Source organism: Qipengyuania sp. ABI-127-1 (assembly GCA_022953095.1).
In the GTDB taxonomy this organism is placed as follows: domain Bacteria; phylum Pseudomonadota; class Alphaproteobacteria; order Sphingomonadales; family Sphingomonadaceae; genus Qipengyuania.
The window spans coordinates 756597-769343 of sequence record JALJCR010000001.1 but is presented as its reverse complement, the minus strand read 5'-3'; the positions used below and the strand labels follow the sequence as shown (position 1 = coordinate 769343).

Below are 12747 nucleotides of genomic sequence, written 5' to 3'. Positions count from 1 at the left end.
GTCAGATATCCTCGCAGATCCGGCCATAGAGCTGCGGGCGGCGATCCCGAAAAAAGCCCATGCCCGCGCGATGTTTCGCCGCCCGATCAAGGTCGATCGTCGCGACCAGCGCACCGCTTTCGGCGGCACCGAATTGCTCGGCCAGATCGCCCCATTCGTCGGAAATGAAGCTGTGGCCGTAAAAGCTCTGCTGGCGATCGGCCGGGCCTTCGTGGCCGATGCGGTTGGCAGCGCATACCGGCATGCAATTGGACACCGCATGGCCGATCATCGCGCGGCGCCACATGCGGCTGGTGTCGAGATCGGCGTCATAGGGTTCCGATCCGATGGCCGTGGGATAAAGCAGCACTTCGGCGCCTTTCAGCGCCATGACCCGCGCGCATTCGGGGTACCACTGATCCCAGCAGATCCCCACGCCGATGCGCGCGCCGAAGACGTCCCACACCTTGAAACCGTCGTTCCCGGGGCGGAAATAGTATTTCTCCTCGTAGCCCGGCCCGTCGGGGATGTGGCTCTTGCGATAGGTACCCATGATCGCGCCATCAGGACCGATCATCGCCAGCGTGTTGTAATAGTGGTGGCCATCGCGCTCGAAGAAGCTGGTGGGGATAGCGACGCCCAGCTTCGCGGCGAGGCCCTGCATCGCGCGCACGCTCGGGCTTTCGGCGGTCGGACGCGCAAGAGCGAAGAGTTCCTCTTCCTCCTCGCGGCAGAAATATTCGTCGGCGAACAGTTCGGGCGGAAGGATCACTTGCGCACCCTTGCCTGCCGCTTCCTCGACCAGCGCGGATACGGCGGCAATGTTCTCAGCCTCCTCCGCGCGTGCGAGGGCAAGCTGCAGGACGGCGACAGTCAGTTCTCTCATCGGATCAGCGTTATTTCTCCCGCAGGGCGAAGTCCACCTGGATATAAACATTCGAACGCGTCATGCCGACCATCATCCCGTCACCGCTTTCCGGGCGCGGGGCCATTGAAACCGGCGGCGGCGGGGTGGGTGCCGTCCGCTGAACCACGGCTTCGTTCATTGCGTCGGCACCGCGGAGCCAGGTCTGGCCCTGCGTCCCGCCCGCGTCGCGGATATAGAGCACCCGGCTGACCTCCATCCCGGCTGCCTCGGCATAGGCTTCGGCCCGCTTTCGCGCTGCCTTGTAGGCATCGGCATAGGCAAGATTGGCGGTTGCTTCGGGATCGGTCATCGAGAGGTTCGGACCGGAGACGATGTTCGCCCCCGCTTCGGTTACCGCAGCCACGGCATCGCCGGCCCTGTCCGGGTCGCGCATCGTCACCTCGACCACATTGCTCGCCTGGAATTGACCCTTGCGATCACCCCAGTCGATCCGGCGGACATGGACCGCGCGGGTCTGGATGTCCTTCTCTTCCACACCGATCTCGCGCAAGGCCGTCACGATCTCGGCGATCTTATCCTTGTTCTCCTCGCTCGCGGTCTTGGCACTGCGCGACCAGGTTTCGATACCGGCCTGGAACTGCGCCCGATCAGGCCTGCTTTCGGCCTGCCCGCCGGCACTGACCGACAGCAGCGTTTCGCCATGATCGACGCCCCGCGCCTCATCGACGCGATCGGTACAGGCGGCCAGAACAAGCGGACTTGCGAGCGGGAGAATCCAATTGCGAAACATAAAACACGGCCCTCGATGTAATGGTGTTACATCGAGGGCCTGCCTCCATTCACATGAACCGCGGCTGACGGATCAGCGTTTGCGGAACAGCAATGTCATCCGGTCGCTCTCCCCGATCTCGCGCAATTCCTCGCGCTTCGTACCGAGTGTGGGGGGCAGTTCCCACACACCCTTCGGGTGGTTCGCGGAATCGCGGTAATTGGCATTGATCGCGCTGCTGTCGACCAGCTCGAAACCGTGGACGCGCATCAGCCCCACCACGTCACTTTCGCGCAGATAACCGTTCGCGCCCAAAGTATAATCGGCGGACGCGTTTTCCTTGGCCCGGTGCTGAACGATACCGACCATGCCATTGGGCTTGAGCAAGCTCCGGATACGGGTGAGTTCGGTATACATCGCCCCCGAACGCAGCAGATTGTGCATTTCGCGGAAAATCAGCACGCGGTCGACCTGGCCGTTCAGTTCCTCGGGCAGGTCCTGCGATCCATAAACGGCCATCGGTGCGCCGGTCAGCGACCAGCCGGGTGCCGCCTCGCGGAAGCGGCCCGGCAATTGAGAAACGTAGGTTTCGAACCGTTCGCTATCGGTCGCGGCAGGATCGGGCGTCAGTCCTATATAGAGCCCCTCCGATCCGAGATAGGGTACCAGCACACGCGTATACCAGCCGCCTGCCGGCATATAGTCGACAACCGTCTGCCCTGGTTCGACGCGGAAGAAGGACAGCGTTTGCGCGGGGTGGCGGAACTGATCGCGCGCCCGATCACCGTCGCGGCGCGGATCGGCGAGAACCTGATCCATGGTGAGCGGGGCGACAGTCGATCGTTCGGCATCGGTCCCGTCTTTCCGGTCCTGCTCGCCCGGGCCAAGGATGACATCGAGAATCCGGCCCAGAACCTGACGGGTCTGGTTGCTTTCTTCCTGCTGCTGCGCGGCAACGGGCGCGGCAAGAGTGGCCAGCGCGGCGCCCGCAAGCATCGCGGCAATCGGTCTACGCATGAAATTCTCCCCTGTTTGTACCGGCACGGCATTCTTTGTGCGGGTCTGCATGACAATGACGTTGTGGCACCCTATCTGTTCCTCGCAAAGGAGAATGACGTATATGGCACAACGGCAGGCGATCGTCGCGGGTGGGTGTTTCTGGTGCACCGAAGCGGTGATGAAGGACGTTATCGGCATCAGCGAAGTCGAAAGCGGCTATATCGGCGGCGACACCTCCGATCCCACCTATAAGGAAGTCTGTACCGGCAACACCGGCCATGCCGAGGGCGTGCGCGTCACCTTCGATGACGAGCAGATCACGCTCGCCCAGCTCTACGACGTCTTCATGGGCACGCACGACCCGACCCAGCTCAACCGGCAGGGTAACGACGTCGGCACCCAGTACCGCAGCGCGATCTTCCCGCTCGAAGGGCAGGAGGACGAAGCCAAGGCCGCCATCGCGCGCTGGAACGAGGAGCATCCGGGCCAGCAAGCCGTGACGTCGATCGAAAGCGGCGAGTGGTATCCGGCGGAGGACTATCATCAGGAATATTGGGACGGCGAAGGCCAGCGCAATCCCTATTGTCTCGCCGTGATCCCGCCCAAGCTGATGAAGCTGCGCAAGAGCTTCCAGAAGTATCTCAAGGAAGAGGCCTGAAAATGTCAGCTTGTCGTGCCACCGGTTCGCGATGGTTCACAGCTGACATTAGAGACGAGGTCCTCGAGGTATAATTCCAGAACACGGCGGCCCTCGCGCTGAACTTCAGGCCTGTGTTCGATGATGATAGTGGAATCGGTTAGTGACAGTAGGAGCGTGGCCGCAAGCAAGCGCCTTTCTTCCTCAAGCCCTGGGACCAAGTTCTTCAATGCGTGCGCGAGCTCGGCAATAACACGTGCATCCAATTCCGCTTCGGAGGAAGCCACCTGCCATGCATCCGGCATGCCGATTCGCAGCAGGCGGTAGGACCGATTGCGAATAAGGAAATCGCGCAGTGGATCGAGAAAGGCATCCAGAAACTCCCGTGCAGATGGCACGACCTGCGTGAGACTGAGCTTCTCACTCGCTTCGATGACAGCAGCTTCAAGCTGCGAGATCTGCCTCTCATGCAGAGCTGCGAGGAGAGCCTCGCGCGATTCGAAATAGCGGTAGAGCGATCCATGGGCGGCCCCCGCACGCCGTGCCACTTCCGACATTGCAAAACCCTCGACGCCGAGCTCTTCAACCAATTCCTCGGCGGCATCGAGCAGGGCGCTCACGCGCATCCGCGAGCGCTCTTGTTTCGGCTTCATGACCCCCCTGTTCGCCATGTTGGTGGTCTACCCCGCGCCATCGCAAGCTGGCAATTGAAAAGGTGACGATATTGTCATATAGAAAAATGACAGTATCGTCACTTTTGGAGAATTGCGTCGTGCTTGCCCGTCGGAAGGTAGTTGCTGGGATTGCGAGCCTGTTGGCCGCCCCTGCCTGTGTACGGTTACCAGTTCCGACTGATTTCGACGCGATCATCATCGGCGCCGGAGTCGCAGGCCTCAGTGCGGCCCATGCTCTCACAACCAAAGGCCGGAGAATTCTCGTTCTCGAGGCTCGAAGCCGCATAGGGGGACGTGCCTGGACCGACGCGAACAGCCTCGGTGCCCCGTTCGACCAAGGGGCACACTGGCTTCATAACGCCGAGCACAACAGCTTCACGCAACTCGCCAAAGACAGAGGGCTCGCGCTGAAGGTTGCGGATATCTCCGACCGCAGGCTCTATTGTGCCGGAAAGGCGCTCTCGGACGAGAACGCCACATCGCATATGAACAAGGCAACGAGCGATCTTGAACGCCGCATGTTCATTCCTTCCATTCTGCCCGGAAGCCGCTCGCTCGCGTCCTTCCTGTCGGGTGACGAGTGGCACGATGCGATGATCGCTATCGCTGCATTCTCGCTTGGTGCGCAACCCGATAACATCTCGTTTGACGATTTCCTGTCGTTGGAAGACGGCGAAGAGCGTACAGTGTCAGGGGGTTATGGCGCCCTCGTCGCAGCAGTCTTCGGAAGCGTGCCGGTACGCCTGAATCATCGGGTGACGCTGATCGACTGGCACCACGGGAATCGAATTTCCGTATCAGGCGACTGGGGCAGCGCGACCGCCAGGCACGTCATCATCACCATTCCACCAACTGTCCTTGCGTCCGGCGCGATCCGGTTCAGCCCCGACCTGCCCCAGGCCAAGACCGAGGCTTTGAACGGATTCACGATCGGGCAATTCCTCAAAATCGGCTTTCTCCTCGAAGGAATGGGGGGCCGGCTTGCCGAATATCATGCCGACATCTGCACACTGGCGTCCGGCAATCTCGAAATGCTCGTGGCGGATCAGTTCGACCCCGTCCTGACCTTGATCGCATCAGGAGATCTGGCTTCGGAGTTGGCGCGGCAGGATATGGCGGGGCGTCGCGCTTATGCGGTTGAGCGAATAACGCAGATTCTGGGGAAGAGTATGGCAGATCGCCTAGGACCCTCGACATCCTATGACTGGGCGGCCGACCCCCTTTCCCGCGGCAGCTTCAGCGCGGTCAGACCAGGTGCCGGGAATGCTCGTCGCAAATTTGCACAGCCACTGCAAGGCCGTGTCCATTTCGCGGGCGACGCAGCGCCAGGCCCCTTTGCTACCACTGTCTACGGCGCGCATCTCTCGGGTCTCAGGGCTGCTCGACAAACCGAACGGGAGCTCGCACGCTAACGCACCCGCGAACTTCGGCGAGCTGGTTGCGAGCCCGGACTCGGGTGGTCAGCCCAAGGCCTTAGCCCAACGCGCGACGAAGAAGCCATCGAGCCCGCCGTCCTCGGCAAGCAGGCCCGGATCGGTGCGCAGCCAGCCTTCAGCGGCAGGGGCCAGGCCTTCGGGTAGCTCGTCCGGGGTGATCGGCGATGGTGTCAGTCTCACATCTCGCGCCCGCTCTTCGCCCTCCTCGCGCTCCAGCGAGCAGGTGGCGTAGATCAGCGTACCGCCGGGCTTGAGCCATCCCTGCGCGCGTTCCAGCAGAGTGGCTTGCAGTTCTGCCATCTCCTCGATCTGGCGCTGACCGATACGATGCAGCACATCGGGGTGTCTGCGCGCCGTGCCAGTGGCGGTACAGGGCGCATCCAGCAGGATCGCGTCGAACTGGTGCTTCGGTTCCCACTTCAGGGCATCGGCGCGCACGGTGCTGGCCTTCAAGCCCGTTCGCTTGAGATTGGCCTTGAGCAGATCGAGCCGACGCTTGGAAATATCGAGCGCGGTAACCTGCCATCCCTGTGCCGCCAGTTGCAGCGATTTGCCGCCCGGTGCCGCGCACAGATCGAGCACATGCCGCCCCTCACCCTGCCCCAGCAAGCGCGCCGGCAGCGATGCGGCAAGGTCCTGCACCCACCATGCCCCTTCGGCGAAACCGGGCAGGTTCTCGACATTCTCGCCCCGCGGCAGGCGCAGTTGGCCGGGCATCAGACTGTCGGCGGAAAGCTGGACCTTCCAGTGCTCGGTTTCGGCCGGATCGCGCAATGTGAGATCGAGCGGCGGCGGGTCCGCGAGACCGGCGGCGATGGCTGGGGCTCGCTCCCCCCAGCGCATGGCAGCCTCTCCGGGCAGGGTCGGCGCATCGGGCAGCGATGCTGCATTGCTCGTCAGCGTCGAAAAAACTCCATGCGCCAGACGACGCGGGCCGCCTGCCAGAAGGTCAAGCCCGGTCGCCACCACCGCATGCGGCGGGGTGCCCAGCCGCAACCACTGGGCCAGCATCATGCGCAGCACCATGCGCGCCTTGGCATCATGCGGCAGCGGCTTTTTGGTCGCGGAATCGATCAGCGCATCGATATCGACCATCCAGCGCAGCACTTCGCTGGCGATGGCGCGGGCGAGCGCCTTGTCCTCGAACTTGCGCACGTCCCTAGTCGCGCCACTAAAGGCAATGTCGAGCGTCTCGCCGCGGCGCAGGATCGCATCGAGCAGGCGTAGCGCCGCGCGGCGGGCGTGGATACCTTGGGGTTGGGCCATTGGCCGCGCGCCTTACGCGCACTTGCGCAAAGCCGCCAGCGTCATCATCTTGCAAGCATGACCGACCGCGCAACGAAACGGCCCGACGGGTTCGAGAAACCCGCCCATTGGACCAACGATCCTCCGCCCGAACCGAAGAAGAACGAGGACGAGGAGGAATTGAGCCCGACCCGGTATGGCGATTGGGTGAAGGACGGTATCGCGATCGACTTCTAGCTGCGATCCCCGCGATGGCGGGGCGACAGGTGTGGAAGCCACATCCCGCCATGCGAGACCCCCGCTCGTTCCGGAAATTTACAGCGCCGTCAGCGTAATCTTCAACCCGTCCTTCGGTTTGGGGATCGGCCAGGCCTGCCATTCCGGGTCGCCGCCGACGAGGTCCACACGGTAACGCGGCAGGAGCTGGGCCATCAGGATTTTCACCTGCATGTAGGCAAAGTGGAGGCCCAGACACATATGGGCGCCCCCGCCAAAGGGAACCCAGGCGTATTTGTGGCGCGCCTTCACCTTTTCGGGCGTGAAGCGCATCGGATCGAACTTTTCCGGTTCGTCCCAGTAATCCTCGCTGTGATGGGTCCAGTGGATGTTGATTCCGACCGGAGTGCCCGCCGGAATCCTGTAACCGCCATATTCGAAATCGCGCAGCGCGCGGCGCGGCATGGAGGGCACAGGTGGAATGAAGCGCAGCGCTTCCTTGAACGCCATTTCGGTAAGCTCGAGCTTCCCGAGATCTTCGTAAGCCAGATCGCGCACGCGGCCATCGGCATCGACGCCCCCGGTTACGGTCTCGACCTCGGCCCGCAACTTGTCCTGCCATTCGGGATGCTTGGCAAGCAGCCACAGCAGCGAGGTCGCGCTGGAGGTGATCGTGTCATGCGCGGCCATCATGAGGAAATTCATATGGTCGACCACCTCGTCGACCGGCATCAGGCTGCCATCCTCGTACTCTGCCGTAGCAAACTGGCTGAACATGTCCTGCCCGCCGCCTTCGGCGCGGCGGCGATGCGTTTCCTTGGTGAAATAGTCGACCAGAAAGGCGCGCCCGTCGACGCCCTTCCTCATCTGGGTGAAGGGCAACGGCCTGCGCACGGGGGCCACGCTGGCCTGAACCATATCGATGAATGCACGATTGATCCGCTCCGCCTCAGGCCCCCAGGGGATGCCGATGAAACTGTCCGCCGCGAGATCGAGCGTGAGTTCCTTGATCGCGGGGTAGAAGCGCATTCCGCCCTTGGAGCCATTGGCACCCCATTCCGCCACACGCTTGGCGATTCCCCGGTTGAGCGCGCCCGAATAATGCCGCATCGGCCCCGGCTTGAATGCAATCGACAGCGCCCGGCGGTCGGCCCGGTGATGGTCGAAATCCATCAGCATCAACCCGCGCGGGAACAGCTTGTCGAGTATGGGCCCCCAGCCCTGCTCGGATGAAAACAGCTTGTCCCGGTCGAACAGGACAAGTTCATTGGCATCCGCGCCGATCAACGCGATGTTCCATCCGCCGAACGCCTTGTTCTTGTACACCCGGCCGTACTTCTCGACCATCGACTTGGCCATGCCGTGCGGATCGGCGAGCATTTTGAAAGTGTTGCCGACAAGCGGCCAGCCAGCCTCTCCCGGAATGTGGGCGAGCTCGTCGTCGCTGGGATTGCCTTCGGTCCAGTGCGTTGGCGCAAGGTCGGCGGGTTGGTGCGAGGCAAGCGTGGCCATAGGTAGCTCCTGACAACTTACCGCAGTGTAAGTAATTTCTAGGCGTTAATCCACCCCGCCAATTCGCGCCGCAGCAAGGTTTCGAGCATGGTGAGACCCGCATCCGATGTGTTGAGGCAGGACAGCGCGGCGAAATGGTCCCCGCCCGCTTCGGTGAACTGTTCGCGCCCCTGGATGGCGAGTTCCTCCAGCGTTTCGAGGCAATCCGCGGAAAATCCCGGCGCGGCGATGGCCAGACGCTTCGTGCCCGCTTTCGCCTCTTCCTCGAGCACCACATCGGTTGCCGGTTCGAGCCATTTGGCACGCCCGAAGCGCGACTGGAACGTGGTGCGGAAGCGCAGGCCCGGGCGGGCCAGTTTCTCCTGCAGCAATCGCGAGGTCTTCTGGCAGTGGCAGTGATAGGGATCGCCCAGATCGAGCGTGCGCTGCGGCATGCCGTGGAAACTCAGCAGAAGCACTTCGGGCTCGAACTCCAAACCATCCAACTGACGCGACAAATCGCTCGTCAGCGCATCGATATAGGCCGGATCGTCATGATAGGGCGGCAAGGTACGCAAGCTGGCCTGCCAGCGCATGGCTTTGAGCTTGTCGGCCGCCTTGTCGACCACCGTTGCCGTCGTCGCTCCGCTATATTGCGGATAGAGGGGGGCTAGCAGGATGCGCTCGCACCCGGCATCCATCAGCGACTGCAAACGGTCCGGGATCGACGGCGTACCATAGCGCATCGCCCAATCGACCGTCACCTGCTCGCCCAGTCGCACCTGCATCGCATCGGCCTGTTTGCGCGTAATAACCGCGAGGGGCGATCCCTCTTCGGTCCAGACCTGGCGATAGGCATGGGCGCTCTTTTTCGGCCGGGTATTGAGGATGATCCCACGCAGGATCGGCTGCCAGGCGATCGGCGGGATTTCGACCACGCGGCGGTCCGACAGGAATTCCGCCAGATAGCGCTTCACCGGCCCGGCTTCGGGCGCGTCGGGCGTGCCGAGATTAACGATCAACACCCCGACCCTGCCCGACTTCACCGGGGGATGATCGAGGGGAAGTTTCTGCGTCTGCCAGGTCATAGGCCCTCCGATAGCAATGGCAGGCGGCGAAAGCGCACTCCGGTCGCGGAGTAAAGGGCATTCGCAATCGCAGGGGGCGCGACGGCCACGCCGAGTTCGCCTGGATCGAAGGGCGGCGCATCGCTGGCCAGCAATTCCACAACGATTTCGGGCGTGTTGGCTAGCGTCGGCAGGGCCAGTCCGGCGAGGCGACCGGGCACGGGCTTGCCGTCTTCATAAGCCACGCTGGACCCGGTTGCGAGGGAGAGCCCGAAAATCAGCCCGCCTTCGATCTGTTGCCGGGCGATGTCATGATTCACCACGCGCCCGATATCGACTGCGGCATGCAAACGTCTGACGCGCACCCCGCCTTGGCCGAGCGCCGCCTGCGCAACGCAGGCGATGCAGCCGCCGCTTTCCGGCGATCCGAAGCGGGCCAGCGCCAACCCCTGCCCCGTGCCCCGGCGTCCACCATCCCATCCGGCAAGCCGGGTCGCACGGCGCAGCGTGTCGGCCATGCGCGGCAAGCCGGACAGCATTTCCATGCGGTAGAGGAAGGGATCGCGGCCCGCGCGTTCGGCCAGCTCATCGACGAAACTCTCTGAGAAGAAGGCGTTGTAGGCCTGCGCATTCCCGCGCATCTGCCCGGTCGGAAATGGCAGGGTTACGGGCAGGTGATCGACTGCCACATGGTCTATTCTGTAGGGCGGCACGGCGCCTTCGCAGGCGAGCGCATCGGTTTCCCCCGCCGCGTGCTCCATGGCCGCCTGCGGGGTCTTGTTGTCGAACAGCCGCCGCCCGAATTCACGGACGGTCGCAGGCATCGCCAGACGCGAGCGCCACGCCGCAATCCGTCCGCCGGATGCGGGGAGGAATGCAGCTTCGAGGCGCGCGCTTACCGGCGTGCGTACGGGCACCGACTGCAATTCCTGCACACGCGGCCAGGTCAGATTGACGGGGCGACCGATCTGCTTCGCGATCTGCGCCACCTCGATCGCATGGCGGCGTTCGAGCCGTGCATCGAAGCTTCCCCCGGCGGCTGTGGGATAGAGGACCACATCCTGCCGCGAAATGCCGATCGCCTTGGCGGCCGCCCGGCGCGTGAGCTCGGGCGCCTGCGCCGCGATCCATAATTCCAGCGTATCGCCATCGAACCGCGCGGTCGCGCTTGCGGTCTCTATCGTCGCGTGGACGGCCGGTGCCACCGAATAGCTTTGCGAATAATCGGGCCGAACGAGAAGATCGTCGGGGCTGCCGACTTCCCGTATGCGCCTGGGATCGACCTCGTCATGCGCGGCCTCCAGCGCCTCCAGCGCAGCGGCGCTCTCGACGGCAGGTGGCCCGGCAAACACAGGGCGCATTTTCTTCAGCGCCTGTTCGGCGATCCACCAGCTTTCCGCCACTGCGGCGAGGTAGCGTTTCGACTTGACCACGCCGACCAGGCCCCTGAGACCCTCGACAGCTCCCGCCTCGAACGCGGACAGGTCCGGCTTGCCCAGCGGGCCGTGCCGGATGGAGGCATAGACGAGCCCCGGCAGGCGAATGTCGCCCGCGAAAAGGAAACTGCCATCGACCTTGGCGGGCAGGTCGAGGCGCGGGAAATCGGGATCGAGCTCAGCCTCTGCCGGAGAGGTATCCTCGCTCGCAGGCTGAACTCGCAAGGGCGCAGGGTCGGGCGGGTCGAATTCGGCAGCCTCGGCCACGAGCACGCCGAAATCGAGCTGTCGCTCGCCATGCCGCACCAGCCCGCTTTGGACCTCGCATTCCTCCCAATCGACCTCCCAGCGTGCCGCCGCCGCCATGGCCAGCATGGCGCGCGCACTCGCCGCCGCCTCGCGCATGGGCTGTTCATAGGCGATAAGCGAGCAGCCCCGTGCCGTCGCCGCGAAGGCGTTTGCGCGCGCGAAATTTTCTGCCAGAAGGCTGTCAGCATCACCCGCCAGGCTGGGTAGATTGGACCACAACGGAGCCCATTTCGCCGCGAGCGGGACATTGGCGTAAAGGCCCGATGGCGGAACCGGTTCCACCGCTATCTGGCGCCAGTCGGCCCCCAGTTCGACCGCCACGACCTGCGCGAGCAGCGTGGCAACCCCCTGGCCCATTTCGAGCTGCGGCACAGCCACGGTCACCACACCATCGCTGCCGATCGTCATCCAGCCACCGAAATCGCGTTCGTCGGGGCGGGGAGCGAGCGGGCTGGAATAGTGGCGCGGCCACAGCCACCAGGCGACCGCCAGCCCGCCGCCCACTGCCGCGCCCGCGATCAACTGGCGCCGCGTGACCGGAAGTTCGTCTAGCTTTGCGCGCCAATCCATGCGTGGATCTTGGCGGCGATGTCATCGAAGGGCTGGGCCAGCACATCATCACCTGCGGCCGGAAGCACGCCTTTGTCGCTCCCCTCCCGAATGGCGAGATCGAGCGGGATGCGCCCCAGGAAAGGGAGGTCGAGCCGCTGTGCCGCCGTCTCGACCCCGCCCTTGCCAAAGGGATCGGACACTTCGCCGCAATGCGGGCAGGCATATCCCGCCATGTTTTCGACCAGGCCGATGATCGGCACACCCGCCTGGTCGAACAATTGGCCCGCCCGCGCGGCATCGATCAAGGCAAGGTCCTGCGGTGTAGAGACCAGCACCGCGCCCACGGGCTTGAACCGTTGGAGCATCGTCAACTGCACATCCCCCGTGCCCGGCGGCAGATCCACAAGCAATGTATCGACATCGTCCCAATGCGCATCGATCAGTTGCGACAGGGCATTGCCCGCCATCGGTCCGCGCCAGGCAAGCGCGCGGCCCGGTTCGACCAAATGGCCCATCGACAGAACGGGGATACCGATATCGCTATCGACCGGAACGAGTTTCTCGTCGCGCGCGACCGGCTTCTGCCCTTGATTGCCAAAGATGACCGGCTGCGATGGGCCGTAGACATCGGCATCGACGAGCCCGACCTTGTGCCCCAATTTGGCCAGCGCCACTGCGAGGTTGGCGGTCAGCGTCGATTTGCCGACCCCGCCCTTGCCGCTGCCAACAGCGATCAGGCGGCGCAGCTTGCGCTCGGCGGTCAAGACCACGCGGGTTTCGGAAACATCCTCGCGCTGGCCGAGCGTATCGGAAATCGCGCGCTCGATATCGCCGCGATCCTTGGTGCCCAACCCGGCGGCATCCACGACGGCTATCGCCCTCCCGTTCTTGATGGTGAGCGCGCTCACGCGCGCGGCAAGGCTGGGGGGCAGTAGCGTTTTTGGATCGATCGAACTCATGAGGGCGGCTGCTGTAGCATCGAAAAGCGCGCTGCAACCCCTGTTTTTCCCGCGAAGCACACCTATAACAAGCACCATGAGAGTTTTGGACGGGTTCGGACAGAGGATTT

At 63.6% G+C, this 12747-nt stretch carries 12 protein-coding genes; 3 read left to right on the top strand and 9 right to left on the bottom strand.

All coding sequences use genetic code 11. From position 1 onward, the window contains the following. Position 1: 1 nt before the first annotated feature. The 3 genes from aguB to MUY37_RS03675 form a co-directional block, all read right to left on the bottom strand. Positions 2-865, bottom strand: coding sequence for an N-carbamoylputrescine amidase (gene aguB / locus MUY37_RS03685; RefSeq protein WP_499194055.1), 864 nt, complete (start codon positions 863-865; stop codon positions 2-4). A 10-nt stretch (positions 866-875) separates the two neighbouring features. Continuing rightward, positions 876-1637 (bottom strand): SIMPL domain-containing protein, encoded by a 762-nt coding sequence (locus tag MUY37_RS03680; protein ID WP_499194054.1) that lies wholly within the window; start codon positions 1635-1637, stop codon positions 876-878. 72 nt (positions 1638-1709) lie between these two features. Then, the gene (locus MUY37_RS03675) at positions 1710-2633 is read right to left on the bottom strand and encodes a class I SAM-dependent methyltransferase (RefSeq protein ID WP_499194053.1); all 924 of its coding nucleotides are present in this window, start codon (positions 2631-2633) and stop codon (positions 1710-1712) included. Positions 2634-2736: 103 nt separating this feature from the next. Here MUY37_RS03675 and msrA point away from each other — a divergent pair, with 103 nt between their 5' ends. Further along, a complete protein-coding gene (gene msrA, locus MUY37_RS03670) occupies positions 2737-3273 on the top strand; it encodes a peptide-methionine (S)-S-oxide reductase MsrA (RefSeq protein ID WP_499194052.1) in 537 nt (178 codons plus the stop codon). 5 nt (positions 3274-3278) lie between these two features. Here msrA and MUY37_RS03665 read toward each other — a convergent pair whose 3' ends face one another. Next, positions 3279-3872 carry a TetR/AcrR family transcriptional regulator gene (locus MUY37_RS03665; RefSeq protein WP_499194051.1) on the bottom strand — a complete coding sequence of 198 codons (594 nt, stop codon included), beginning with the start codon at positions 3870-3872 and terminating at the stop codon, positions 3279-3281. A gap of 194 nt (positions 3873-4066) precedes the next feature. Between MUY37_RS03665 and MUY37_RS03660 the strand changes: the two genes are divergently transcribed. Next, complete coding sequence (locus tag MUY37_RS03660) at positions 4067-5338, top strand: flavin monoamine oxidase family protein (protein WP_499194050.1); 1272 nt, start codon at positions 4067-4069, stop codon at positions 5336-5338. Between the two features lie 48 nt (positions 5339-5386). Here the strand turns inward: MUY37_RS03660 and MUY37_RS03655 are convergent, their stop codons facing one another. Then, positions 5387-6628: an RsmB/NOP family class I SAM-dependent RNA methyltransferase gene (locus tag MUY37_RS03655; RefSeq protein WP_499194049.1), complete on the bottom strand. Its 1242-nt coding sequence runs from the start codon at positions 6626-6628 to the stop codon at positions 5387-5389. 57 nt (positions 6629-6685) lie between these two features. On the opposite strand from MUY37_RS03655, the gene MUY37_RS03650 reads away from it, so the two are divergent. Next, complete coding sequence (locus MUY37_RS03650; protein WP_499194048.1) at positions 6686-6844, top strand: DUF1674 domain-containing protein; 159 nt, start codon at positions 6686-6688, stop codon at positions 6842-6844. Positions 6845-6922: 78 nt separating this feature from the next. Here the strand turns inward: MUY37_RS03650 and MUY37_RS03645 are convergent, their stop codons facing one another. The 4 genes from MUY37_RS03645 to MUY37_RS03630 are packed head-to-tail and all read right to left on the bottom strand — an operon-like array spanning position 6923 to position 12637. Beyond that, entirely contained in the window at positions 6923-8335 is a 1413-nt protein-coding gene (locus MUY37_RS03645; protein ID WP_499194047.1) for a cytochrome P450, read from the bottom strand. Positions 8336-8373: 38 nt separating this feature from the next. Continuing rightward, a complete protein-coding gene (gene hemH / locus MUY37_RS03640; protein ID WP_499194046.1) occupies positions 8374-9402 on the bottom strand; it encodes a ferrochelatase in 1029 nt (342 codons plus the stop codon). Then, complete coding sequence (locus tag MUY37_RS03635) at positions 9399-11696, bottom strand: xanthine dehydrogenase family protein molybdopterin-binding subunit (RefSeq protein ID WP_499194045.1); 2298 nt, start codon at positions 11694-11696, stop codon at positions 9399-9401. The genes hemH and MUY37_RS03635 overlap by 4 nt, the downstream gene beginning before the upstream one ends. Then, positions 11675-12637 (bottom strand): Mrp/NBP35 family ATP-binding protein, encoded by a 963-nt coding sequence (locus MUY37_RS03630; RefSeq protein ID WP_499194044.1) that lies wholly within the window; start codon positions 12635-12637, stop codon positions 11675-11677. The genes MUY37_RS03635 and MUY37_RS03630 overlap by 22 nt, the downstream gene beginning before the upstream one ends. Positions 12638-12747 lie beyond the last annotated feature (110 nt).